The 24,795-nt window shown below is 40.6% G+C and carries 22 protein-coding genes and 1 riboswitch; of the genes, 8 read left to right on the forward strand and 14 right to left on the reverse strand.

Going from position 1 to position 24,795, the window contains the following annotated elements; translation table 11 throughout:
• Positions 1–90: 90 nt before the first annotated feature.
• A complete protein-coding gene (gene treC, locus J1C77_RS08830) occupies positions 91–1,722 on the reverse strand; it encodes an alpha,alpha-phosphotrehalase (protein WP_002920592.1) in 1,632 nt (543 codons plus the stop codon).
• 72 nt (positions 1,723–1,794) lie between these two features.
• Complete coding sequence (treP, locus tag J1C77_RS08835; RefSeq protein WP_002920590.1) at positions 1,795–3,840, reverse strand: PTS system trehalose-specific EIIBC component; 2,046 nt, start codon at positions 3,838–3,840, stop codon at positions 1,795–1,797.
• Between the two features lie 187 nt (positions 3,841–4,027).
• Here treP and treR point away from each other — a divergent pair, with 187 nt between their 5' ends.
• Positions 4,028–4,741, forward strand: a complete 714-nt coding sequence (treR, locus tag J1C77_RS08840) for a trehalose operon repressor (RefSeq protein ID WP_032909640.1) — start codon at positions 4,028–4,030, stop codon at positions 4,739–4,741.
• A 368-nt stretch (positions 4,742–5,109) separates the two neighbouring features.
• Here the strand turns inward: treR and J1C77_RS08845 are convergent, their stop codons facing one another.
• The gene (locus tag J1C77_RS08845; RefSeq protein ID WP_002920589.1) at positions 5,110–6,450 is read right to left on the reverse strand and encodes a hemolysin family protein; all 1,341 of its coding nucleotides are present in this window, start codon (positions 6,448–6,450) and stop codon (positions 5,110–5,112) included.
• A 151-nt stretch (positions 6,451–6,601) separates the two neighbouring features.
• On the reverse strand, positions 6,602–7,726 hold the full coding sequence (locus J1C77_RS08850; protein ID WP_002894636.1) for an AI-2E family transporter: 1,125 nt from the start codon (positions 7,724–7,726) through the stop codon (positions 6,602–6,604).
• Between the two features lie 74 nt (positions 7,727–7,800).
• On the opposite strand from J1C77_RS08850, the gene J1C77_RS08855 reads away from it, so the two are divergent.
• From J1C77_RS08855 to J1C77_RS08870, 4 genes are all read left to right on the forward strand, one after another.
• On the forward strand, positions 7,801–8,595 hold the full coding sequence (locus J1C77_RS08855) for an ABC transporter ATP-binding protein (RefSeq protein ID WP_002920586.1): 795 nt from the start codon (positions 7,801–7,803) through the stop codon (positions 8,593–8,595).
• Positions 8,592–10,154, forward strand: coding sequence for a hypothetical protein (locus tag J1C77_RS08860; protein ID WP_002905902.1), 1,563 nt, complete (start codon positions 8,592–8,594; stop codon positions 10,152–10,154). Before J1C77_RS08855 ends, J1C77_RS08860 begins: the two co-directional genes overlap by 4 nt.
• Positions 10,155–10,265: 111 nt before the next feature.
• A complete protein-coding gene (locus tag J1C77_RS08865; RefSeq protein ID WP_002905901.1) occupies positions 10,266–10,640 on the forward strand; it encodes a hypothetical protein in 375 nt (124 codons plus the stop codon).
• Between the two features lie 119 nt (positions 10,641–10,759).
• On the forward strand, positions 10,760–11,524 hold the full coding sequence (locus J1C77_RS08870; RefSeq protein WP_002913250.1) for a class I SAM-dependent methyltransferase: 765 nt from the start codon (positions 10,760–10,762) through the stop codon (positions 11,522–11,524).
• A gap of 541 nt (positions 11,525–12,065) precedes the next feature.
• On the opposite strand, the gene J1C77_RS08875 is transcribed toward J1C77_RS08870, so the two are convergent.
• From J1C77_RS08875 to J1C77_RS08905, 7 genes are all read right to left on the reverse strand, one after another.
• Entirely contained in the window at positions 12,066–12,842 is a 777-nt protein-coding gene (locus tag J1C77_RS08875) for an ABC transporter permease (protein WP_042763167.1), read from the reverse strand.
• On the reverse strand, positions 12,829–13,782 hold the full coding sequence (locus J1C77_RS08880; RefSeq protein ID WP_002920584.1) for an ABC transporter ATP-binding protein: 954 nt from the start codon (positions 13,780–13,782) through the stop codon (positions 12,829–12,831). The genes J1C77_RS08875 and J1C77_RS08880 overlap by 14 nt, the downstream gene beginning before the upstream one ends.
• A complete protein-coding gene (locus tag J1C77_RS08885; RefSeq protein ID WP_002909111.1) occupies positions 13,782–14,378 on the reverse strand; it encodes a TetR/AcrR family transcriptional regulator in 597 nt (198 codons plus the stop codon). Before J1C77_RS08885 ends, J1C77_RS08880 begins: the two co-directional genes overlap by 1 nt.
• A gap of 239 nt (positions 14,379–14,617) precedes the next feature.
• Complete coding sequence (locus J1C77_RS08890) at positions 14,618–15,169, reverse strand: tRNA (mnm(5)s(2)U34)-methyltransferase (RefSeq protein WP_002920583.1); 552 nt, start codon at positions 15,167–15,169, stop codon at positions 14,618–14,620.
• Entirely contained in the window at positions 15,163–16,110 is a 948-nt protein-coding gene (locus J1C77_RS08895) for a TIGR01212 family radical SAM protein (RefSeq protein ID WP_002913245.1), read from the reverse strand. The genes J1C77_RS08890 and J1C77_RS08895 overlap by 7 nt, the downstream gene beginning before the upstream one ends.
• A gap of 59 nt (positions 16,111–16,169) precedes the next feature.
• A complete protein-coding gene (locus J1C77_RS08900) occupies positions 16,170–16,469 on the reverse strand; it encodes an MGMT family protein (protein ID WP_162091597.1) in 300 nt (99 codons plus the stop codon).
• A gap of 604 nt (positions 16,470–17,073) precedes the next feature.
• Entirely contained in the window at positions 17,074–18,417 is a 1,344-nt protein-coding gene (locus J1C77_RS08905; RefSeq protein WP_002920579.1) for an MATE family efflux transporter, read from the reverse strand.
• 344 nt (positions 18,418–18,761) lie between these two features.
• On the opposite strand from J1C77_RS08905, the gene J1C77_RS08910 reads away from it, so the two are divergent.
• On the forward strand, positions 18,762–19,334 hold the full coding sequence (locus J1C77_RS08910) for a TetR/AcrR family transcriptional regulator (protein ID WP_002920578.1): 573 nt from the start codon (positions 18,762–18,764) through the stop codon (positions 19,332–19,334).
• 204 nt (positions 19,335–19,538) lie between these two features.
• Here J1C77_RS08910 and J1C77_RS08915 read toward each other — a convergent pair whose 3' ends face one another.
• The 3 genes from J1C77_RS08915 to J1C77_RS08925 all read right to left on the reverse strand — a co-directional run bounded on the left by J1C77_RS08915 (position 19,539) and on the right by J1C77_RS08925 (position 21,638).
• Positions 19,539–20,189 (reverse strand): phosphatase PAP2 family protein, encoded by a 651-nt coding sequence (locus J1C77_RS08915; RefSeq protein ID WP_002920577.1) that lies wholly within the window; start codon positions 20,187–20,189, stop codon positions 19,539–19,541.
• Positions 20,179–20,736 carry an ECF transporter S component gene (locus J1C77_RS08920; protein ID WP_002920576.1) on the reverse strand — a complete coding sequence of 186 codons (558 nt, stop codon included), beginning with the start codon at positions 20,734–20,736 and terminating at the stop codon, positions 20,179–20,181. The genes J1C77_RS08915 and J1C77_RS08920 overlap by 11 nt, the downstream gene beginning before the upstream one ends.
• A gap of 131 nt (positions 20,737–20,867) precedes the next feature.
• A riboswitch (FMN riboswitch) is annotated at positions 20,868–21,018 on the reverse strand.
• Between the two features lie 116 nt (positions 21,019–21,134).
• Positions 21,135–21,638, reverse strand: coding sequence for a tRNA (cytidine(34)-2'-O)-methyltransferase (locus J1C77_RS08925; RefSeq protein ID WP_042762743.1), 504 nt, complete (start codon positions 21,636–21,638; stop codon positions 21,135–21,137).
• 341 nt (positions 21,639–21,979) lie between these two features.
• On the opposite strand from J1C77_RS08925, the gene trkA reads away from it, so the two are divergent.
• Both trkA and J1C77_RS08935 read left to right on the forward strand, forming a co-directional pair.
• Positions 21,980–23,329 (forward strand): Trk system potassium transporter TrkA, encoded by a 1,350-nt coding sequence (gene trkA, locus J1C77_RS08930; RefSeq protein ID WP_002920574.1) that lies wholly within the window; start codon positions 21,980–21,982, stop codon positions 23,327–23,329.
• Positions 23,330–23,334: 5 nt separating this feature from the next.
• Complete coding sequence (locus J1C77_RS08935) at positions 23,335–24,774, forward strand: TrkH family potassium uptake protein (protein ID WP_002897029.1); 1,440 nt, start codon at positions 23,335–23,337, stop codon at positions 24,772–24,774.
• Positions 24,775–24,795: the final 21 nt, after the last annotated feature.

The raw sequence follows: 24,795 nt of genomic DNA on the forward strand, positions 1-24,795 counted from the left end.
TTAGTTTATCTATGTTCACAAAAATACTTGTCTAGGCTGGCCCAACACAGAAAAAAGAATCTGGAATTTTTTCCAGATTCTTTCGAGACTTTAGTTTTCACCTACTAAGATAGCCAAGGTTTCGTAAGGCTGCAGGGTCAGCACATGGTCAATCTGAGTCTTGCCGTAATTGGATAGGAGAACCCGACTATTTTGATAATCCGGCAGGATGTCCAGCGTAATCGGATCAGCATAAAAGTTGTTAAGGACTAAAAGTTTTTGTCCTTGCCACTCCCGCTCAAAGGCATAGACCTGGGGACTGTCCTCATAGGCTGGCTGATAGCTTCCTTCTGCAATGATCGGCAGTTCCTTACGCAGGGCAATCAATTTCTGATAAAAGGTAAAAATCGGTCCCTTGATTTCATTTTCCACATTGATGAGAGGATAGGATTTGCCCGCCTTCAGCCATGGAGTTCCTGTTGTAAAACCTGCATTGACCGAATCATCCCACTGCATAGGCGTCCGAGAATTATCACGAGATTTAGCCTTGATGATCCTGAAGGCTGCTTCTGGCGATTGACCTTCAGCAAGCAGACTCTGGTAAGCATTGAGAGACTCGACATCCACATAAACTTCCATGGAGTCGTAGTCAGGATCCACCATCCCAATCTCCTCACCCATGTAGATATAAGGCGTCCCTCGCGACAGATGAATACTGGCTGCCAACATGGTCGCCCCTTCATTGCGGAAATCCTCTACATCGACAAAGCGATTGAGAGCTCGCGGCTGATCATGGTTGTTCCAAAAGAGGGCTGACCAGCCATCATGATCGCTCATTTCCTTGCCCCAAGTATGGAAGAGGCGTTTTAACTCTTCAAAGTCAAAGGCCTTAAGAGTCCACTTCTGTCCAGCTTCATAGTCCACCTTGAGATGATGGAAATTAAAGGCCATAGATAGCTCCTGCCGGTCTGGTGCGGTGTAAAGAATGCAATTTTCAATCGTCGTAGCGCTCATTTCGCCAACCGTCATAAAGGAATCGTCCTGCCCAAAGGTCGCTTCATTCATCATACGCAGATAGTCATGCACGATTGGCTTATCAGTATAGGCCGGCTTGCCCTCCTGCTCTGGACAGTCCAACAGCACCTCATCTTTTCCGATGACGTTGATGACATCAAAGCGGAAGCCCTTGACGCCCTTGTCCCGCCAAAAATTCACCACTTTAAAGAGCTCTTGACGAACATTGGGGTTGCGCCAGTTAAGATCAGCTTGAGTGACATCATAGAGATGCAGATAATATTTGCCCGTATCGCCAAATGGAGCCCAGGCGCTGCCGCCAAACTTGGACAGCCAGTCCGTCGGCTCATCCCGCAGGATAAAGAAATCCTGATAGTAGGAATCCCCAGCCAGTGCCTTTTGGAACCACTCATGTTCAATTGAGCAGTGGTTAAGAACCATGTCTAGCATGAAGTCAATACCATACTGCTGGCCGACCTTGACCATCTCTTCAAAATCTGCCATATCTCCAAAGATAGGGTCTACCGCAGTATAGTCAGAAATATCATAACCATTGTCCCGCTGCGGACTCGGATAGAAAGGATTGAGCCAAATCATATCTACTCCCAGCTCTTTCAAGTAGGGAAGTTTTTCAATAATCCCTCGAAAATCTCCCAAACCATTGCCAGTTGTGTCTTTAAAAGATTTTGGATAAATTTGGTAGACAACCTTTGTTTTATCAAGTGTCATATTTTCTCCTTTTTTGAGAAAAGGGACAGATTTTAAAGCACCGTCCCTTTCTATAAGTCATTTCATTTTTCTTTAAAGTGGCTTAACGTTCATCAACTGACTTCCTCGCTCAACTACCCGAGGAAGTTGTTCAAGCACCTCCACCTGATACTTGTCTGAGTTCGTAACGATGACTGGTGTTTCTGTTACATAGCCTGCTTTCTTGATCATGTCTATATCAAAGGAAATGAGCTTGTCGCCTGCCTTGACCTTATCTCCCTGAGACACATAGCCCTCAAAGCCTTTGCCTTCCAGATTAACAGTGTCCATTCCGATATGCATCAGGATTTCAACACCTTCATCTGACAAGATGCCGATGGCATGCTTGGTTGGGAAGAAGACTGTTATTCTACCATTAACTGGTGAAACCAACTCACCTTGGCTAGGAACAATGACAACCCCGCGCCCCATCAAACCTTGTGCAAAGACAGGATCTGTTGCCTGACTCAATTCTTTGACTTCTCCTGCCAGCGGACTAGTAATCGTTACAGGAGCTGATGAATCAGCTGCTTGCACCTCTGGAGATGACTCGGCTTTGGTTGGCCCAGCAAATTCTGCCTCTTCCTGAGCTGCAAATTCTGCTTGCAATTCTGGATCTTCCTCTGCCTTCGTTAAGAAGCCTGTCTTGTGGAAGAAGAAAGTCAGGAACATTGGTACAAGGATTGCTACAAGCATAACTAGAAGGAAAGGAAGCCAATAGTTTGCTTGAATAGAAAGGATGGCTGGTAAGCCACCGACACCAATACCAGTTGCTGTAACATTAAAGCTAAGGGACAAGACTCCGGCAATAGACGAACCAATCATCCCCGCAACAAATGGGTAAACGTACTTGACATTGACCCCAAAGAGAGCCGGCTCAGTAACTCCAAGGTAAGCAGAAATGGTCGCTGGAAGCGAAATTTGTGCCTCTCTTTCATCACGACGATGCATGAGATAGTAGGCAAATACAGCTGAACCTTGAGCAATATTAGACAGAGCAATCATGGGCCAAAGAGCTGTTCCACCATAATCATTAGCTAACTGTGTATCAATCGCATTGGTCATATGGTGAAGACCTGTAATCACAAACGGAGCATAAAGGGCACCAAATACTGCACCAAACAACCATTTGAATGATCCTGTCAAACCAAGAAATACGAACTTAGACATTCCTTGTCCAACCCACCAGCCAAAAGGACCTAAAATCGTGTGAGCCAAAATCAAAGCTGGAAGCAGAGAAAGCAAAGGAACAAAAATCATAGAAATCACTTCCGGAATCCGTTTACGCCAGAAAATTTCTAAGTAAGAGAGAGACAGACCAGACAAGAGAGCCGGAATGACCTGACCTTGGTAACCATATTTGTGAAACTCAAGTATCCCAAAATACCAAGTGTAGTCTTTAGCAATCACAGCTTTAGAGGTATTGGCTACATCATAAGCATTCAGCAAATGTGGAGAAACCAAACAAATACCTAAGACAATCCCAAGAATCTGACTGGTTCCCATCTTACGGGAGATAGACCAAGTAATCCCCACTGGTAAGAAGTGGAAGACTGCTTGTGCCGGCAGCCAAAGAAAGTCATTAACATTGCTCCAGAATTTGGACACATCCACAATTGTATTATAAACCGGTTGTCCATTTTTTACTTGTGCAACTCCATCAACAATCTTTCTACCCAAAGCTTCAATATGCACGCCCTCAAGGACATTGCGGAAGCCAAGGATTAACCCTCCGACAATCAAGGCTGGAATCAAGGGTGTAAAAATTTCCGCCAGAGTGGCCATAACCCGCTGAAGGGGATTTTGCTTGCTCTTGGCAGCAGACTTGGCTGCTTCTTTTGATACTCCTTCAATACCTGATACAGCAGTGAAGTCATTATAAAAGATTGGCACATCATTTCCAATGATGACTTGGAATTGCCCAGCATTTGTGAAAGTTCCCTTGACCACTGGAATTGCCTCAATAGCCTTGACATTGGCCTTTTTATCATCTCCAAGTACAAAGCGCATCCGCGTTGCGCAGTGACTAACTGCTGTGACATTCTCTTTGCCGCCGATTGCATCTAGCAGATCCTTGGCTTCCTTCTCAAATTTTCCCATTTGACTACTGGCTGAATGAGAATCCAGCACTCTCCTTATATTTTTTACGAGTTAGTTTTTCAACACATCTCTACAAATTATTGTAATCGATTTCAAAGATGTATGCAAGTTGTTTGTTGAAAATATCCCTCATTTTTGATAAAATTTTCTATGTTGTATGCAAAAAAGAAAACAAGTGAAGTTTATGATGAAGAAATACAAACAATTGTTCAAACAGATTGAGAAAGATATTTTAGACGAGCGTTATGCTGTCGGAGACTTCTTACCCAGCGAGCATCAGCTGACAGAAGACTACCAGGTCAGCCGCGACACTGTGCGCAAGGCTCTGGCTCTGTTGCAGGAAGAAGGATTGATTGAAAAGGTCCGCGGACAGGGTTCCAAAATCATCAAGCAGGAACAGTTCGACTTTCCAGTGTCTAAGCTGACCAGCTATCAAGAAGTAGTCAAGCAGAATAATATGCAGTCCAAAACCAATGTTGTCAGCTTAGAAAAGATTACCGTAGATCAGAAACTGTCCGACATCACTGGCTTCCCTCCCTACCGACTGGTTTGGCGAATCGTCCGTCAGCGAGTTGTAGACCAAGTCGCCTCTGTATTAGATATTGACTATTTAGACAAGGGCATCGTCCCTGACCTGACAAGGGAAATCGCTGAGCAGTCCATTTATGCCTATTTGGAAAATGACTTAAAGCTCAACATCGCCTATGCCAAGAAAGAATTTACCATTGACCACGCCAATGACCGAGACAAGATTCTCATGGACCTCGGCAAGGACCAGCAAGTCGTCTCTGTCAAATCCCAGGTCTATCTGGCAGACGGCCGCCAGTTTCAATATACCGAGAGCCGTCACAAGCTGGACAAATTTCGCTTTGTGGATTTTGCTAAGCGCCAGAAAGAATAACCTTGAGTTCCCCATCCAGACCACAAAACTACCCCTGCCTTCCAGCTGGCAGAGGTGGTTTCTTTTATGAGTAGTCTAAGGCTGCTTTGTTTTGGAGCGACAAAGAGCCTCAAAATTCTTTTTACTTGTTTTAGGAGATTTATATGAAAAAATTAGTTAAGGGCTTCTGCTGCTTTTTAAACGTTACTGATTCTTATTACTTCCTTTCCTGCTTTTGCGCCTGAGGGGAATGTCAATACTTGCTTATCATATAGGGTAACTTTAGATGTCATTGGACTGTCCTCATTTCTATTTTGATGCTATTAGTATAATCCCAGAAACTTAAGACAGACTTATAAAAAACTTGAAAGAAACTTAAAAGGCTGAGTTTATTTCTCAGCCTTTTCTGCTTCTTCAATAATGTCAGAAATTTCAACCTTAACCTTCGTAACACGGCCATTTTTAACCTTGTCATTGGTCAAAATGAGTAGCTTATTTTGACTTTCGACTTCGTAGCTAATGCGTTCTTTCGGATCTGGAATAGTCCCTACACAAGTCAAGTAATAACCAGCTATCGTATCCACATCGTCGCTTTCAATTTCAACTTCAAAATATTCATTAAAGTCATTGAGAGTCATGGTTCCTAATACGATGTAGGTATTCTCACCGATTTCATGGACTTCGATTTCAGCCTTGTCAGTCTCATCATCAATCTCACCGACAATCTCCTCCAAGAGATCTTCCAGTGTGACCAGACCAGCCATTCCGCCATACTCATCCAAGAGAATCGCCATTTGATTTTGCGTATTGCGCAGCTCCTTAAGCAAATCATCGACAAACATGGTTTCCGGTACAAAGAGCGGCTCCTGCAAAATCTTACGCAGAACGATATTGTCAAAACCATTGATGAATCCTTCATTAAGCAATCGCTTGGTATGAATCAGACCGATGACATTGTCCTTATCCCCATCATAGACGGGAATCCGCGAAAAACTCTGTTTGAGAATGCTTTCGATAATTTCTTTGGTGTCATCCTGAATGTCCACCATAAAGGCATCCGTCCGCGGCACCATCAGTTCACGCGCCATCAGCTCATCCAGAGAGAAAATCCCCTGCAGCATCTCAATCTCATCTGCATCCAAGGTCTCCTCACTATTGGTTAGCATATACTCAATCTCATCCCGTGTCATCTTTTCGTCTGCATCATCAAACTTCATCGGGGTTATCCGGCTCAGTAGATTAGTCGACGCTGACAGCAACCAAACGAAGGGACTGACAATCTTGCCAAGAAAAATAATAACTGGTGCAGCCCGCACAGCTAGATTGTCTTTCAGGTTCATGGCAATGCGCTTCGGATAAAGCTCGCCCAAAACAATAGAAATATATGTCAACAAGACCAAAGCCAAGAAAGTTCCGATAGCACGTACTGTTTCGGAATTTCCCATCCAAGAAGAGAACAGTTTTCCCAGATTATCCGCAAAGCTGGCCCCAGACAGGATATTGATAACTGTAATCCCAACCTGAATAGTTGATAAGAAGTTATTGGGGCTTTCTAAGACTGCCAAGAGACGGATATACTTGAGGTCCCCCTCTTCAGCCTTTTGCTCCACACGCGCTCGATTGAGCGATACCATTGCCATCTCAGCTGCTGAGAAAAAGGCATTTAACAAAGTCAATATAAACAGTAGTAAGGCTTGCCATAAAATATTCTGACTGCCAGGGTCTTCCATTGATTCTTTCTCCTCGAAAAGTATAGGTAAATCTGATTATATCATATTTTTAAATTTAGTGCACAGGAAATGAAAATAAGACGGAAGGCCTTCCTTCCGTCTTATTTTCTGGTATCGAGACTCTGGAATCAATCGATTTCCAAACTCATCCTTATTTATTAATAATCCCAAACTCTTCGTTCTTCTTCTGCTGCTGGGCTTCCTTGTGATTATCATAGAGGTTAGCCAAGAACTTGGCGATTTCCTTGAGGATAGAATAGGTCGGGATTGCCACAATCATCCCCAGCACACCATAGATATTGCTGGATAAGAGCAAGAGCACCATGATGGTAATAGGATGGACCTTCATCACACCGCCAACGATACGGGGGTAGAGGATATTGCCATCGACCTGCTGGATAATCAACATGTAAATCAAGGCCGCCACCATCTTCTGAGGATCGGTAAAAGCATACGTAATGACCATGGGAATCAAGCCGATACTCGGTCCTACATAAGGAATCAGATTAGCCAGACTGGAGAAAATAGCAAAGACCAAAGCGTACTTGAGCCCAATCACGCTATAGCCAATATAGGCCAGAGCACCGATAATCAGGGCATCGATTGAAATTCCGCTGATATAGCGGGCAACAGTAGCATTGAGATTAGTCAGCAAACTAGAGATATTGAGCTTATCGCGCTTGAGGACTGTCCGCTCCAGCATGGGCAAAAGCTTATGGCCGTCCATGAGGAAGTAAACCAAGAAAATCGGTGTCATAATCAAAATCATCAGCGTATTGACGACTGCTGACAGAACACTACCCAGACTGTTGGTCACACTGTTGAGAATATTCTGCAGAATATCCACATAAGACAGATTGAGCTGCTGGATGGTGGACTGGATATTCAGATTTCGAAAGAGCGGATTTTTAGATAATTGATTAACAAAACTTTGAATTTCCCAATAAAGTCCTTGCGTTGAATTAATCAAACTGCTCAGCTGATTAATCAAAATCGGCAAGAGGTAAATAACGCCCAAAGCAATTAAGCCAAACAAAAGGCTGAGCGTGATCAGAATCCCAATCATTCGGTTGATTTTGAGCTTGTCCTGGAGAAATTTCACCAGCGGATTCGTAATATAATAAAGAAATCCTCCCACAAGAAAGGGAATCAAGATGGTATTCACAACGCTAACAATCGGGGTTATCATATCCCCCATTTGGCGCCAGATAAAGAAGATAATCGTTAGCAAAAGGACCTCACTGGTCCAAAACATCAGCTTACTTTTATGAAACATTTGACTCCTCCTATCAGTTATTTTACCATAAATTTTGTTATAATAAAGGAGATTTAACGAAAGAAAGAGTAAAAATGGAAAAGATTATCAAACTGGAAAATGTGAGCTTGGCTAAACAAGGCCGAACCATCTTAAAAGATCTCAACTGGCAGGTGAAAAAGGGGGAGCATTGGGCTATTCTCGGTCTCAACGGTTCTGGAAAGTCTACTCTCCTGCGCTTGCTCATGGCTGAGCATTGGAAGACTAAGGGCAAGGTGACGGTTCTCGGTACAGAATTTGGCGCCGGCGACATTCCTCAACTGCGAACTAAGATTGGAGTAGTTGGCTCCTTCATTGCTGAACGCCTGCCCAGCCGTCTCATAGCTGAAGAAATCGTCCTGACAGGCAAGTATAAAAGCAGTATTCTCTACGCTCCTTACGGGCAAGAGGAGCTGGACCAAGCTAGGGAAATGCTGGCTTCCATTGGCGGGCAAGAATTGATTGGCCGAAGCTACATCAGTCTGTCTCAAGGGGAAAAGCAGCTCCTGCTGATTGCACGCAGTCTCATGGAAAAGCCAGAACTACTTATCCTAGACGAAGCGACCAGCGGTCTGGATCTCTTTGCCCGCGAGCGCCTGCTGGATCAGATTGGTAAGATTACACAGATGGACCAAGCTCCAACCATCCTCTATGTCACCCACCATGTAGAGGAAATCACTGCTGCTATGGATCATGTCCTGCTCCTAAAAGAAGGTGAAATCATAGCCCAAGGTCCTAAAGAAGACATTTTTCAAAAAGAGGTCATGGATCGATTTTATCCCCAGCCAGTCGAGCTGATTGAGCTGGGAGAAGACCGCTATTTCGTCAAGGTGGAGGGCAGGTCCTCATGAAGCAATTTTCTAATACCATCTTCAACCTAGGCTACTTCCTGATTCTGACCATGACTGCGATTGCCTTACTTTTCCTGTCTGGACAGATTCTGCTGTCCCATACTTACATCCCTTTAAGGATTGCTGAAGGGGTCCAATTCGTCAGTAATCCTTGGTATTTCTACCCTATACTCTTACTTTTTCTCCTCAGCCTCTTTTTAATCCGGCCCCTGTTGGAAAAGGTTCAGACCAAGCATCTTTTTTGGTTTTTGTCCTTCCTCTTTATAGCAGCAGCGATTTTTCTGATAACGGCCTACGATGGCCGCATCCGAGCTGACGCCAAGCACGTTTTCAATGCAGCGCTGGCCTTCAACCGAGGAGATTACAGCTCGCTGACAACCGTCGGAAGCTACATGTATCGCAATCCCCATCAGCTAGGACTGATGACTCTGGAGCGACTTTATGCTTTTATTTCTCCGACGACTCAGTTTGTTTTTAGCATGAATGTCGTCTGGACTTTACTCAGTCATTTCTTAATTTACAAAATCACAGCTCTCCTCAATGCCAGAGAAATGATTCAGAAATACACGATTCTACTGACCTTTCTCTTTTTACCACAGCTCTTTTTCATCCTCTTTGTCTACGGTACCATTCCCGGGCTCTTCTTCTGTCTGCTCAGTCTCTATGCTTTTATCAAGCTGGATCAGAAAGGAAACCTGCTCTATGCCTTGCTGGGAGCGGCCAGTATCAGTCTGGCCTGCCTCCTGCGCAACAACTACATCATCTTTGCCATCATGCTGATTGGAGTCTGCTTCCTGTCCATCTTTTATAAATGGTCTTGGAAGAAACCCTTAGCTATCATCCTGATTTTAGCCGGTATCGTCCTTTCAAACAAGGGTCTGACGGCCTACTATGAGCAGCTGATTGGGGGCAAGATTGGTGTCGGTACCCCAAAAATCGCCTACATCACTATGGGCCTGCGGGATGATCCCAATCGGCAGACCTTGGGAGGCTGGTACGATGCCTACAATACCAAGATTCTCAAGCGCAACAAATACGATGAAAAATTGGCTACAGAAATGGCTACTCGGGATTTGAAGGACATTTTGATTCACTTCAGTAAGCATCCGGCTTATGCGCTCAAATTCTTCTACGAAAAGGTCAAGTCGACCTGGACTGAGCCAACTTTTCAGTCTATTTGGACTGGACCTCAGATTGAGCGCCAGCAATATATGAAACCAGCTGTCCTGCGCAGCATTTATGAGGAAAGAAAAGGTTATCAGATTGTTAATTTCCTGCTCTTGACCCTGCTAGCTAGTATCTATCTGCTCTCCTGTTTCTTTATCCTGCATAAATTTTTCGTCGCCGAGGAAAAGCTGACGCCTTTTGACCTCTATCCCTTCATCTTTCTCTTGGGGGGCGGCCTCTTCCACTTCTTCTGGGAAACCAAGAGCCAGTATGTCTATATCTATGTCCTCCTTCTCATCCCTTCCGCCGCTCAATCCATAGTCGACCTGAGCGATTGGTGGAAGAACAAAGGAAAAGGGAAATCAACAGACCAGCTTGAGAAAGACCTATAAAACTTGAACATTTGACAAGAATTCCTTATAATTTTATAGGAACATTAAGTGAAACAAAGTTGAATTTGTAATTAAAATTTTTTGTATTCTGCGAAGGGAGAATAGTGATTTATGTTTTCAATATTAGGTGCAGTATTATTTGGAATTATAGCAATTATGACAGTTCTTGTTGCTTGCGGTCTGCCTTTGGGCGAATATACAATGGGTGGACAACATAAAATCTTACCTAAGAAATTTAGACTTGCGGCAGTCATTTCGATAGCTATTCAAATTTTTGCCATGATCATTATTTTGCAAGCCGGAGGTTTTATTCCCCTGTGGCTGTCTTTCAAGGTTACTAAATATATTTGTTTCTTCTTTGCCGCTTACCTATCCTTGAATACGATTATGAACATGATTTCAAAAAGTAAGAAAGAAAAATATGTTATGACTCCGATTTCACTTATAGCCGGAATATGTTTTTGGATAACAGCATTTCAGATGTAGTATATGAAATGAAGATCATCTACAGTGCGCCAAATTGGAATTTGTAGAGGTGAGAAAAATGTAATGGCAACATATTCAACTTAAATCGAAATAATATAAAATTATGAGGAGATTATAAGATGAACAATTATATAAAATTAAATGAAGATAGATGGAATAATGTAAAAAATGACTATACTGAGCCATTGACACATGAAGAATTAGAAGAAGTTAGAAAACATCCAATTTCTGTTGCATTAACTGTCGGGAAAAAAGTTCCAAAAGAATGGTTTGAAAAAGCAAACGGAAAAAAGATATTAGGTTTAGCTTGTGGTGGTGGACAGCAGGGACCAGTTTTTGCTATAAAGGGTTATGATGTAACCATAATGGATTTTTCTAAATCACAATTACAAAGAGATGAGTTGGTTGCTAAAAGAGAAGGCTTAAAAATCAATACAGTTCAAGGCGATATGACAAAACCATTTCCATTTGAAAATGAAACTTTTGATATTATTTTTAATCCGGTTTCAAATGCATATATAGAAGATTTAGAAAACATGTATAAAGAAGCCTCTCGAGTATTGAAAAAGGGTGGACTGTTAATGGTCGGATTCATGAATCCATGGATATACATGTATGATGCTGACATTGTATGGGACAAACCTGATGAGGAATTATTTTTAAAGTTTTCAATACCTTTTAATTCAAAAGAGCTTGAAGAGGAAGGCAAGATATCCATAAATCCAGAATATGGATATGAATTTAGCCATACCTTAGAAACTCAGATTAGAGGACAACTTAAAAATGGTCTCGCTATGATAGATTTTTATGAATCATGTGATAAAAGAAATAGATTATCACGTTATGGAAATGACTATATAGCTACACTTTGCATTAAACTATAATGTTATAGAACATACTTCAGGAGAATAGCCCATTTTATTTTCCTTAAGGGTTAAAATCTAAAAATCCCAGTTTGTCTAATTGAATAAAAGAATTTTTAAAACAGTAAATCACAAAGGTTTACTGTTTTTTTGCTCATTTTGAGAAGTCTTAACCACCTGTGAAAACAGGTAACTTGTACACCGGCTATATGCAATTTCCCTCCAGCGACATCTAAAGAAGTTCGCTGAACATTGTTCGGGGCAATGCTATGTTCGTTTGACTAATGCCCGTAAAAACAGGCTTTTATCTTATTCTAAAACTGCCATCTGAGAACGGTTTGACACTTAACTTATCAAAGACAAGGTCATTTTTTCCCAATCACGTATATTAGAAACTATCTTTTCATTTAGGCCAACGATATTCACATAGTCCCCTCTCCCCCAAAACTTTCGATTGTCATAATATAACCCCTCTTGTTTTTCAATCTGAACAGGAGGGATTGTTTTGAATGGAAATGAATAAGACTTAGTTTTGTGTTATTAGCATTTTCATCACTTCATTTTAATCGTAATCAGCATACCTCCACCAAGCTATTGTTGCGATAAGACCTAGAATACTTACCCCAAATAAACTGACAATGCTCCCAAAATTCAATAGCGCTTTTCCAGCAATACCACTTGCGAGTGCAGGAATCGCCCATGGAATGTATTTCCCAAAGTTAAGAGCAGAACCAAGCTGAGAAAAAATAATAGTAAAAATGATAAATGCCAATGGTGACAAATATCCCCGGCCTAAACAAGCAAAAAAGGCCACTGGAGTAGAGAGTACAATCGTAAGAGTAGTACACAAAACAAAAGTAAGTATACCTTTGAGAATCACCGTTAAGCTCCCGCCCTCAAGTCCAATCAGATTGCCAGCTAATAATCCCAATAAAAGTGCAAAAATTGATAGAATATAGCTCCATAGAGCGACAACGATAAACTTGGATAATACGATTGTATCTCTTTTCATCGGGAGCGCTAATAGGTCTATCATCGTTTTATCAGAATATTCTCTACCAAAAACCCAAGATGCTGTAAATCCAAAAATGAGCAATCCCCCAACAGAAATGACTTGTGATACGGTCATTAAGTACGACGACCAGTCTGTTATCCTTATCATTTCCATTTTTGCAGAAATCAAACCAAGATTTTTGAAATTCTCTGGATATTTCATCATAGTTGCAAACAACCCAACAATAAAAGGAACTAAACAGATAGAACAAGCAGTTACGATGGAAAGTTTTGATTTTATTAACTTTCCCCATTCAATTAAAATACAGGAACTAAGCTTTTTCATTTGAAATTCCCCCATTATAGTCATTCAGTATTCTTAAGAAATAATGCTCTAAATCTTCTTTTTCAACAATCAGTGTTTTAGGTGGATAACCTGCATGGACTAGCAATGTAGCAATTTCTTCCGGATACTCCACAGATTTTTTATCAATTAGTTCTAAGAAATGGATATTATTTTCTGTGTCTGATTGAATGTTTACCTGATAGCCATGGTTAGATAACACTTCTTTCATGGCCTTATTATTAGAGCCACTTACTAATAACTTCTTTTCTAAGTACTGTTCTAATTCATTGCTTTCAACTTCTCTTATAAGTCTGCCCTCATGTATAATGACTATTCTAGTAGCAATTTTAGATATTTCTTCCAGATTATGGCTTGAAATAAGAACAGTTGTACCTAGATTATTCGCCAATTCCTTTAATAGTTCCCTCACTTCAATAACTCCAAAAGGGTCTAATCCATTTGTTGGCTCATCAAGAATTAGGATTTTAGGTTTATGGATAATCGCTTTTGCAATTCCTAAACGCGCAACATTTCCTAAAGAAAGATGCTTCTCCTGTTTATGTTCATATTGCTTTAGTTTTAATTTCTCAATTACCCAGTCAATATTATCTTTATTAACCCCTCTTAATTTACTAACGATTTCTAAATTTTCTCTCACAGTTAAGTCTGGATAAGAATAAGGCGTCTCAATAATATAACCTATTTCGTTTCGAAGTTCTAAATTATTCAGATCTAACTTTTTTCCTTGAATATAGCATTCTCCTGATGTAGATTTTATCAATCCTAGCATCATTCTCATCGTCGTTGTTTTCCCTGCACCATTCAGTCCTAAAAACCCTACTATTTCACCAGGTTTTATTGATAGATTCAAGTTGTTGACAACATTTTTTGTTCCATATCTTTTAGAAAGGTTTGCGGTTCTAATTGCTTCTTTCACCATTACCTATCCTCCTTAGTAATTTGCTCAACAATTCCTTGTATGACTAACTTCAATGTAGTATCAAATTGTTCTTCACCGATTTCCTCGATGTGTAATATAGTCATAGCAATCGTTCTAAATAAAGCAGAGACGATTTCTACCGATACATTTTCTCTAATATTGATTCGGGATACAATTTTTTTTACCATCCTATCATCTATCAGATGATGATTTGTTATCGCCTCTTTCGGCAATTTTCTTATGAGTAATTCCATTTCATGATTTTTAAATATGGTATACATAAATGAATAGCGAAAATCTTGATAAAAATCATAAAGTAACTGTACAAGACGATTTGTATCTATCTTGACTTCCATACCTAATTGTTCTGTCAGGTGATTCATAACATCTATTTGATATTCTTCTAAGACCGCAAAAAATAACATTTCCTTTGAAGAATAAAAATTATAAAAAGAACCTTTGGAGATATCCACCATTGCTGCCATTTGGTCAACTGTGGTTTTCTTAACCCCATATCTTTGAAGGCATTCCTTTGCAACTTTATGTAATTTCTTTCTAATTACTTCTTTTTCTTCAGCAGTAAAAGCAGTAGCCATAACTTCCTCCTAAAAACATTGTGACGTTTTTTGTTTTTATAGTCATAGATTATCATATAAACTGAAAAATGTCAAAAGTCTTATATCTTCTATGTAAGAAAATATAAGATTTTAAATTTACACACACCTTAATTATCTTCATTTAGACCTGATTATTCGATTTTCACGATTTAAAAAATAAGGATACAGTACTGAAAGCTCCTATTATCTGGCTTTTCTCTCTGTATCCTTATTGTATCTCAAGTTCCTTCTCTCAATTTTTCAATCATGACCAAAAAAGGCGGATTATTAATCTGATTGATGGTCTTGTAGAGGGCAACAGTGAAATCCTGCTGAGGCAGTTGACTGACAAAGTCTAGGACCGCATCTTTTTCAACTTCGCCACCTTCATGCCCGTAGTAAATCATGATAGCTGCGCGGCCGCCTTTTTCTAAGCCCCAACAGACCTTTTCCAAAGCTTCCAGCGTCGTATCTGGTCGGGTAATGACAGACTTGTCCGCCGAAGGCAGGTAGCCAAGATTAAAAATGGCAGCCTTGAAATGTTCTGTGTATTGGTCCAGAGTCTCATGTCCAGCCAAGATTAGCTGAACATTGTCCAAGCCAGCTTCTGTCAAGCGCTGGCGGGTTTTTTCCACAGCCTGCTCCTGAATGTCAAAGGCATAGACTTGCTTAGCCAACTGAGCTAGAAAGAGGGTGTCATGCCCGTTGCCCATAGTAGCATCCACTACGACATCTTCCTTGGTCACGACTTCTGCCAAAAAGGCATGGGCCATCTGTAAGGGTCTTAACATACGAATCTCTGCTCCTTTGCTTTACAGCCTTGCTTGCTGCCACGACGACGCATTTCTGCCTCGATGGCATTGAGAACTTCCCATTTATTGAGGCTCCACATGGGGCCAATCAACATATCTCGCGGGGCGTCTCCAGTGATGCGGTGGATGACGATATGCTCGGGGATAATCTCCAGTTGGTCGCAGACGATGGAGACATACTCCTCCTGACTGAGCAGCTGCAGCCGCCCCTCATGATAATCCCTCTGCATGCGGGTATTGGTCATCAAGTGAAGCAGGTGGAGCTTGATCCCCTGAATGTCATTGTCCGTCACACAGCGGCGGACATTCTCCAGCATCATCTCATGAGTCTCACCCGGCAGGCCGTTAATCAAGTGAGAGACAATCTCCGCCTTGGGAGCCAGCTTACGAACTCGCTGGACCGTCTCCACATAGAGCTCATAAGAATGGGCACGATTGATGAGGTCCGAGGTCTCCTCATAGGTAGTCTGAAGGCCCAGCTCTACGGTCACATGCATACGCTCGGACAAGTCAGCCAAGTAGGCGATGGTCTCATCAGGCAAACAGTCCGGCCGAGTTCCGATATTAAGTCCAACGACACCTGGCTCGTTTATGGCTTGCTCATAACGCTCACGAATCACTTCAAGCTTCTCATGTGTATTGGTGAAGTTCTGGAAATAGACCAGATACTTACGAACATCTGGCCACTTGCGGTGCATGAAGTCAATTTCCTTATAGAACTGCTCGCGAATAGGCGCATCTGGTGCCACAATGGCATCGCCCGAGCCTGAAACGGTACAGAAGGTACAGCCTCCATGCGCTACCGTACCATCCCGATTGGGACAGTCAAAGCCCGCATCAATAGGCACCTTAAAAGTTTTTTCACCAAAAAGTTTTCGATAATAATCATTCAATGAATTGTAAGATTTCATACCTTTCATTCTACCACAAAAAAGAGTTTAGAAACAAAAATTCCCTCTTTCACAAGGAAAGGAGGAAGTCATAGCTCCCACTGATAATGCTTGAGATCTACACAGCCATTGGCCTTCAAGTCCACTCCTTCCGCCCAGATCAAGTGTATCTGGTCTTCCCAGCCTGGTGCGAGGCGCCCTGCTGTATTGACTACCCGGTGGCAAGGATGCTTGCTACCATAAAGTTCCGACTGACTGAGAATCTTTCCCACCAAGCGAGCGTTTTTAGGCTGCCCAATCAAACGGGCAAGCTGGCCATAGGTCGCCACGCGCCCAGAGGGAATTCTATCTACTAATGCCAAAACAGCATCGATGAGTTCTTGATTCAAAACGGAAATGACCCTCCTTTTTACAAAGTGGATCAAAAAGGCCGGAACACTATCCTTCGTTTTAGAAGCTATATTATAAAGCCTCTTTCATTGATGATGTACTCATATCATTTCCGAGCAACTTCCATTCCACTTATAGATATAAAGCTTTCTTACCCTCCAGTTCATGGCAAGATCGTTCCTAAGATAGAAGCAATCGAAACTTACTTCTACAGCTTTATTGATTAGCTAACCCTCTAAAAACTTCCAATAATGAAAGTTTAAGAGGTTATAAGTTTTTATACATTCCATTCTACCACAAAAGCCGGCAGTGACTCGAAAAATCCCTTCTTCCATAAAAAAAAGGGATATAATTATACTCAAATAATATATATAAAACAAAATATAATCAATCTACAGATTTTAATGCTTCTAACATGTTTATATTTTTTAAACAGAAATTTACTACAGAACCTAACCTAGAATAGATAAAATTAAATTATCTCTTTATAGATATACATCGTCTCTCTTATCTATTTTGCAATTCATATTATTATTAGCGACAATCTCGCTGTCTCCTGATTTATATCGTTTAAAAGAATTACACATCTCTATATAGGTCATTTTATGCCTCCATAATTTTTCTCAATTTAGTCATCATAAATTTTAGCCAAAACATTATAATCACAAGTATCAAAAAATCTGAAATAGAATAAGAGGACCACAGGCCAGTTATTCCAAACAAAATTGGTAAAAATAACGCTAAAGGTATTTGAAAAATTATTTGTCTCAGAATAACTAAAAAAGTAGATATCCGCGAGAAAGAAATATATTGAAAATAGTTAGTTCCGATATTGATGATTCCTTGTACAGGTAACGAAATCATGACAAGTCTTAAGGCTGTACTAGAAAACTTTATAAATTTCGGATCGCTTGAGTTAAAAAGTGTAGCTATTTGCACTGCAAAAATTTGAATTACAAGGAACAAGCACAGAGAAAAAATTGTGCTGATTATTAGTGAAAGACTAAGTGATTGCTTTATTTTACTATAATTTTTTGCACCATAATTAAAGCTAATTACAGGCTGAACTCCATTTGTAATAGCATTCATCAAAGAAATAATATAGCGATAGATTGAAGAAGTTATAGATAAAGCTGCAATACCATAAGTACCTGCATAATCAAAAGCAACCCTATTATATAATATCAGTAATATCACAGATATGACCGTTGTAAGAAAGAATGGCAACCCCATTGCAATAATTTTATTGATAAGCTTTTTATCAATAAATAATAAGCTCTTCAAATCTATTTTTAAATCGTTAGATTTTCCAGTGTACTCTCTGAATGTCAAGATAAGTGCAGCAAGATTAGCCAGAACTGTAGATAAAGCTGATCCAAAAAAACCAGTATGAAATACAAGAATTAGAACTGCACCAGTCCCTGCATTCACAAGAAATGAAATAGCATTGATATGTAAAACTTCTTTAATCTTACCTTGAGCCCGCAAACAGTACAAAAGAGTGTGTGAGACAAAATATATAGGCGCTCCAATAAGAAATGTAAGGCAAAATTCTTTAACATAATGATACAGTTCTTGTGGTGCCCCAAAAATAATCAATAAACCTTCTAAGGAAAACCATAAAAGTATCGACTGTAGAATTGATAAAATTAAAGAAACTTGGATAGAGGAATCTAAAATTAATCGGGCATTTTTGTAATCCTTTTTGCCAAGTGAGATTGTCAACAAGGATGCTGTTCCTTCGCTTGCTAGAGCTGAAAAAGCATAGACCAAGGCATATATCATAAATGTATATGTATTAGCAGAATTCCCTTCAAGCCCTAAGGTCTGTCCAATGAATATGCCATCAACTAAATTATAAGATCCACTTACTATTGCTGTAACTAATGAGGGAATAATTAGTTGAACTAACAGTTTTTTTACAGATATATTTTCTAATTTATTCATGACTATGTCTCATTTGTTCAAAGCTCTTTCTATTCCTAAAGATTCTTCCAGTCATATACTCTTTTAGAAAACATTTCCCATTTTGATAAAGAGCATAGACACAATACGCAATACAAATTACATAATAACATTTTCATTATATTGCTTCCAGTACCAAAAATTTACAAAATGTAGCCAAAATATCTCGCTTTTGCAGAATAATCAAAAGCAATTTAGAAATTTTTTTACAAACTGTAATTTTTTTGTTAATATTGAATCTAATTAATTATACTTAGACTAAAATTTTTTAATAACAACAATAGAAGTACTAGGCTACATATTGACTGACAAGGAGAATAACGGTAATGACCAAAGATACGCGAGAAAATATTATCACTGCTTTCTTTCGACTTTCTGAAAAATATCCTGATAAATCTAACTTTTCTTTTTCTGAGATTGCAGAAGAAGCAGGCATAGCGAGACAAACAATCTATAAAAATCATTTCAACTCTCCTAACGAAATAATTGAAGCTATTCATCATGACATTGACGAACGAATAATGTCAAAAATGCTAGATTTTGTACCAGGTTCAAATGGATCCGATAATGCTCTTTTTATTGACTTCCTTGCTTCTGAAATAATACCATTAATTTATGAGAATAGAATCTGGCTAAAATATCTTTATTCAACTGCAGCTGATCCTAATTGGGAACTTTTTTTAAAGAAACAATATAAGACTTGGATTAGCCAAAACATTCAACTGTCTAGTAAAATGGGTTTATCTAGAGAGTTTACTGAAGAATTACTTGTTAATTATACTCTATCAATTATAAAGTCATGGATTACACAAGCAATTCCAGAATCTCCTGATGTTTTTTCTAAAAAATTCAAATTACTTTGCAAGCTATCTATTCAAGATATTATGCAAAATGCTTAAAACTAAAAAAACACCAAATGAACTACTTACCATGTCCATTTGGTGTTTTTCAATAATTCAATTATAACTCATTTTTTAACGGCCAGTGTATGATAACTGTAAATCCAAAACTAAGTTTGAATTCTAAAACTCAAGAATTATGCCATAAATGATTTTTCGACTCTGTAACTCTGTTCCTATTGATTATTCTTATCAAAGTAAACGCTATTTCTGCTTTCCCTTGAAACGCCACTGAAAACGTAGCTTGTCATAAAAGGGAAATTCGATATTGAGAATGGCAAAGCCCATCAAGGCTCCTCCGATAACATCTGTCGGATAATGCACGCCCAGATAGACTCTGGATGCCATAACAGTGAAAATATAGACCAAGAGCAGACCTTGTACCAAGCGTTTTATTTTTTGGTTTTGAATCCGTTGCTGGACAATGATAATCAAGGTCCCAAGAACAATGGCTGTCGCCATGGAATGTCCGCTAGGGAAAGAGTAACCGCCCTCTTCAACCAAATGCGAAATACTGGGCCGACTTCTTTGGTAAACGAGTTTAATCAGCTTAATCAAAATCCCATGTAAGACCAGATTTCCCGCTAGCAAGGCAGCTTCCAGCTTCCATTTTTTATATAGGAAAAACAGGACAAGAGCTGAAACCCAGATGATAATTCCGATCGGATCAATCACACTGGTTACAAGTTTGAAAAAAGTCGTCAAAGCTGCAGGCAAGTCTCCCCGCAACCAGGTCTGAATCGGGGTATCAAAACTGGTCAGCTGCTCAGGATAAAACTTGACCATGTAGCCTAGCATGACGAAAAGTAAAAGGGCAAAAGAGCCCTTTGTTAGATAAGATTGTTTATTTTTCATAGCGTTTTAGAACGGGCTGCAAGAGCGTGTAAATCAGCCAAAAGACGAGAGCCCAGATCACTCCTTCTAATAGGTTAAAGGGGACAATCATGGTCAGCAGATACTTGGAAAGACCAAATGCTTTATTAATATCAAAACCAGCAAACCTCGCATAGAGAGGCACTGCATAAATAACATTTAGAATGATCATAGTAATCGTTAGACCAAGTGTTGCTACCAAGGAAGCCTTCACATAGCTAGATAAGCTCTTTCTTTTTTTCCACAAGAGGGAAAAAGCACAGACAAAGACAGCTACTGCCAGCATATTTATGGGGAGACCGATTAGAGTGCCTACGCCATTATTATTCAAAGCTAGCTTTAAGACAGAGCGAATCAAGAGCACTGCCAGAGAGCTTTTTAAATCCAAGACTACCAAAGCCAGTAAAATCGGAATAATTGAAAAATCCAACTTTAGAAACTCAGTTATCAAGGGAATCTCATAAAGCATGAGTAGAAATGATAGAGCAGACAAAACTGCTACAATCGCCAACTTACGAGTATTTGTCATCACAGGTTCCTCCAATTTATAAAAATTAGAGAAGCCGGAAAGGCCACTGAAAAAAGCTTGTCAGCTAATGATTATTTAGTATAGGGCTCAGCCCTTAAATAAAGATTAAACGGCAAGAATGCTTCACTGCCTCTCGTCTTCTCCCATCCAGACTATACTGTCGGTTGTGGAATCTCACCACATCAGCTTGCGCTCGCGGACTTGATTTGGCATTGAGGAAAAAACATTTTCCAGCCAAAAATTACCGCCGGTCGGGAATCTCACCCTGCCCTGAAGACATCATTATCATAACAAAAAAAGCCTGCCAGAGCAAGCAATTTGATTGATGTAATTAAAAATGTTTCAACAATAGTATCCTATCTATTAGGAAAATTAACTGCTTAGATACATTCATTCCGCTACTTCAGCTTGTCCGCTTCATACTCGTGTATCAAATCTAAGCCAGCAAAATTCTGCTGACGCAGGGCTTCATAAACAATCATGCAGACTGTATTTGAAACATTGAGGCTGCGGACATGCTGGTCATTCATGGGAATACGCAAAGCCTTTTCTGGATGACGACGCATAAATTCCTCTGGCAATCCCTTGTCCTCTCGTCCAAACATAAAATAGTGCGAACCTTCTGCTTCAAAATTTTCCTCAGAATAGACCTTCTCTGCAAACTTAGAAATCAGATAAAGACGGCCATCCATCTGCTCCATAAAATCGTCTAACCTCTCATAATAGGTGATGTTCAGCTTATCCCAATAGTCCAGCCCAGCCCGCTTCATCTTGCGATCATCAATGGGAAAGCCCATGGGCTTGATGATGTGAAGCGGCGAATTAGTCGCGGCACAAGTACGGGCAATATTTCCGGTATTCTGCGGAATCTGAGGCTCAAAAAGAACGATATGATTTTTCATAATAAGAATATTTTTCCTAGTATTTTTCTTTAGATAAAAAAATAGCCACACTGCCCGGAGTCAAGCTCAGCAAACAGCGTGGTTAAGGCTTCATTAACTTACATCACAACAGGTTTGAGGTAAACCAATGAAGGTACTCATTTAGTATAACACTTTCAGCCTACAAGTCAATAAAAAATGCTCAAAAAATTCTAGTTTTTTAAAAATTTTCATAGGAAGATACCATTTTAGTGAAAAAGTATCCGAAATTCTGTAAATAACTGGACTATTCTGTATTTTATAGATGAAATTTAAATGAAAAAAGAGTATGATAGATACATACTTTGGAGGAATCTAAACTTATGAAAATTATCGTTGTTGGCGGCGGGAAGGTCGGAACGGCCCTCTGTCGCTCCTTAGTGGCTGAAAATCATGATGTTATCCTGATTGAGCAGGATGAGGCTGTTCTAAACCAGATTACCAAGCGCTATGACATTATCGGTATTGCTGGCAATGGAGCTAACTTCAAAATCTTAGAACAAGCGGATGTTAGTCACTGTGACATCTTCATCTCTATGACTGAGCATGATGAGGTCAATATGGTCTCAGCTGTTCTGGCCAAACGAATGGGCGCTAAGGAAACCGTCGTTCGGGTGCGTAATCCTGAATATTCCAACCCTTACTTTAAGGAGAAGAACATCCTAGGCTTCTCGCTGGTGGTCAATCCTGAGCTCCTAACTGCTCGCTATATCGCTAATATCATTGACTTTCCTAATGCCCTGTCAGTAGAGCACTTTGCCAATGGCCGAGTGGCACTGATGGAGTTCAAACTCAAGGAAGACAGCAATCTCTGCCAGATGAGTATTTCCCAGTTCCGCAAGAAATTTGGAAATATCATTGTTTGTGCCATTGAGAGAAAAGGGCACTTGGAAATTCCTGATGGCGACTTCACTTTGGAGGCCGGCGACAAGATTTATGTCACAGGTAACCGCCTGGACATCGTTCAATTCCATAATATGGTACGACCTAGAGTGGTTAAGAGCCTGATGATTATCGGAGCAGGAAAGATTGCCTACTACCTGCTCAATATTCTCAAGAATAGTAAAATCGAGCTCAAAGTCATTGAATCTAACCATGAACGGGCAACCTTTTTCAGTCAGGAATTTCCTGATCTCTACGTCGTCCATGGAGATGGTACTGCCAAGGATATCCTACTGGAGGAACGCTCCAATAACTTTGATGCCATCGCTACCCTGACTGGTGTAGATGAAGAAAATATCATTACTTCCATGTTCCTTAATAATCTGGGTGTACAGAAAAACATCACCAAGGTTAACCGGACTAGTTTGTTGGAAATCATTGATAACCAAGACTTTGCCAGCATCGTGACTCCTAAAGGTATCGCCGTTGATACGGTTATGCACTTTATCCGCGGTCGCTACAATGCTCAGTTCTCTAACCTAGAAGCTCTGCACCATGTAGCCAACGGCCAAATCGAGACCCTGCAGTTCCAAATCAAGGAAGAAAACAAGATGACTGGTATTCCTCTATCTCAGCTTCATCTGAAGAAAGATGTCCTGATTGCGGCCATTATCCGCCAAGGTAAAGCCATCTTCCCTACTGGCGATGACAATCTGCAAGTTGGAGATAAAATTGTCGTGACCACTCTGCTGCAAAATATCACGCAGATTTACGATCTGTTAGCGAGGTAGGCCACATGAATAGATCTATGATTCGCTACCTGCTGGCAAAATTACTGCTGATTGAGGCGGCTCTGCTAATCGTGCCCATCATCGTCGCTCTAATCTACGGTGAACCTTTAAAGGTCTTTCTCTCTATTGGGGCGACCATGGCTATCCTGCTAGTTTTAGGTGGCATAGGCTCTTATTTAAAGCCCAAGGACCTACATATCTACGCCAAGGAAGGGGTACTGATTGTAGCCCTTTGCTGGATTCTCTGGTCCTTCTTCGGAGCCCTGCCCTTTGTCTTCTCTGGTCAGATACCGGACATCATCGATGCTTTCTTTGAGGTCAGCTCTGGCTTTACAACCACGGGAGCGACTATTCTCAACGATGTCGGCGTTCTCTCTCATTCGCTGCTCTTCTGGCGCAGTTTTACTCACTTAATCGGAGGGATGGGAGTGCTGGTCTTTGCCCTAGCTATTATGGACAATGCTAAAAATGGCCACTTGGAGGTCATGAAAGCAGAAGTTCCGGGCCCAGTCTTTGGCAAGGTTGTATCTAAGCTCAAGAGTACGGCCCAAATCCTCTATATCATCTATCTGGCTCTCTTTGCTATCTTTGCGCTGCTTTATTTCCTAGCGGGTATGCCGCTCTTTGACAGCCTTGTGATCGCCATGGGAACAGCTGGTACAGGAGGATTCACCGTATACAATGACGGTATTGCTCACTACAACAGCTCACTGATTACTTATCTGGTCAGCTTTGGGGTCTTGGCTTTCGGTGTCAACTTCAATCTCTATTATTATCTGCTGATTCGCAAGTTTAAGGCCTGCTTTGGTGATGAAGAGCTTAGAGGCTATCTCTGGATTGTCTTTCTTTCCACTGCCTTGATTGCCTTTAATGTCTTCCATCTCTACCAAGGCTTTGCTAAGAGCGTGGAGATTTCCTTCTTCCAGGTCTCCAATATCATCACAACGACTGGATTCGGCTATGGTGATACGGTCAAGTGGCCCCTCTTTTCTCAGGTCATCCTGCTCCTGCTCATGTGTATCGGGGGCTCGGCCGGATCAACAGCTGGGGGATTCAAGGTTATTCGGGGGATTATCATTTCCCGCATTGCAAAAAATCAAATTCTCTCTACCCTATCACCCAATCGGGTCCTAACCATGCATGTTAATGGTGCAGTCTTAGACAAGGATACCCAGCACAAGGTTCTCAAATATTTAGCAACCTATGTTTTGATCGTGCTGGCACTGATTTTCATCGTCAGCCTGGATAACAACAATCTCATGACAGTTGTCAGTGGTGTTCTATCCTGCTTCAACAATATCGGTCCTATGATTGGGACGACGGATACTTTTTCTATCTTCAGTCCTTTTTCTAAGCTATTGCTGTCCTTTGCCATGATTGGCGGACGTTTGGAAATCTACCCAATTCTCCTGCTCTTCTTACCTAAGACTTGGTCTAGAAGATAGCAAACACTCTGAGATTATAGA

Origin of the sequence: Streptococcus sanguinis (assembly GCF_050223295.1) — a bacterium.
Classification (GTDB): Bacteria; Bacillota; Bacilli; order Lactobacillales; family Streptococcaceae; genus Streptococcus; species Streptococcus sanguinis_X.

Coding starts and splice junctions, on each gene's coding strand:
- J1C77_RS08920 (WP_002920576.1), bottom strand. CDS start 20,736: ATGACAAATACTCGTAAGTTGGCGATTGTAGCAGTTTTGTCTGCTCTA.
- J1C77_RS08890 (WP_002920583.1), bottom strand. CDS start 15,169: ATGTTAAGACCCTTACAGATGGCCCATGCCTTTTTGGCAGAAGTCGTG.
- J1C77_RS08895 (WP_002913245.1), bottom strand. CDS start 16,110: ATGAAAGGTATGAAATCTTACAATTCATTGAATGATTATTATCGAAAA.
- J1C77_RS08925 (WP_042762743.1), bottom strand. CDS start 21,638: ATGAAAAATCATATCGTTCTTTTTGAGCCTCAGATTCCGCAGAATACC.
- J1C77_RS08935 (WP_002897029.1), top strand. CDS start 23,335: ATGAATAGATCTATGATTCGCTACCTGCTGGCAAAATTACTGCTGATT.
- J1C77_RS08885 (WP_002909111.1), bottom strand. CDS start 14,378: ATGGCTACTGCTTTTACTGCTGAAGAAAAAGAAGTAATTAGAAAGAAA.
- J1C77_RS08870 (WP_002913250.1), top strand. CDS start 10,760: ATGAACAATTATATAAAATTAAATGAAGATAGATGGAATAATGTAAAA.
- J1C77_RS08905 (WP_002920579.1), bottom strand. CDS start 18,417: ATGAATAAATTAGAAAATATATCTGTAAAAAAACTGTTAGTTCAACTA.
- J1C77_RS08880 (WP_002920584.1), bottom strand. CDS start 13,782: ATGGTGAAAGAAGCAATTAGAACCGCAAACCTTTCTAAAAGATATGGA.
- trkA (WP_002920574.1), top strand. CDS start 21,980: ATGAAAATTATCGTTGTTGGCGGCGGGAAGGTCGGAACGGCCCTCTGT.
- J1C77_RS08865 (WP_002905901.1), top strand. CDS start 10,266: ATGTTTTCAATATTAGGTGCAGTATTATTTGGAATTATAGCAATTATG.
- J1C77_RS08855 (WP_002920586.1), top strand. CDS start 7,801: ATGGAAAAGATTATCAAACTGGAAAATGTGAGCTTGGCTAAACAAGGC.
- J1C77_RS08915 (WP_002920577.1), bottom strand. CDS start 20,189: ATGAAAAATAAACAATCTTATCTAACAAAGGGCTCTTTTGCCCTTTTA.
- J1C77_RS08875 (WP_042763167.1), bottom strand. CDS start 12,842: ATGAAAAAGCTTAGTTCCTGTATTTTAATTGAATGGGGAAAGTTAATA.
- J1C77_RS08850 (WP_002894636.1), bottom strand. CDS start 7,726: ATGTTTCATAAAAGTAAGCTGATGTTTTGGACCAGTGAGGTCCTTTTG.
- J1C77_RS08860 (WP_002905902.1), top strand. CDS start 8,592: ATGAAGCAATTTTCTAATACCATCTTCAACCTAGGCTACTTCCTGATT.
- J1C77_RS08845 (WP_002920589.1), bottom strand. CDS start 6,450: ATGGAAGACCCTGGCAGTCAGAATATTTTATGGCAAGCCTTACTACTG.
- treR (WP_032909640.1), top strand. CDS start 4,028: ATGAAGAAATACAAACAATTGTTCAAACAGATTGAGAAAGATATTTTA.
- J1C77_RS08910 (WP_002920578.1), top strand. CDS start 18,762: ATGACCAAAGATACGCGAGAAAATATTATCACTGCTTTCTTTCGACTT.
- treC (WP_002920592.1), bottom strand. CDS start 1,722: ATGACACTTGATAAAACAAAGGTTGTCTACCAAATTTATCCAAAATCT.
- treP (WP_002920590.1), bottom strand. CDS start 3,840: ATGGGAAAATTTGAGAAGGAAGCCAAGGATCTGCTAGATGCAATCGGC.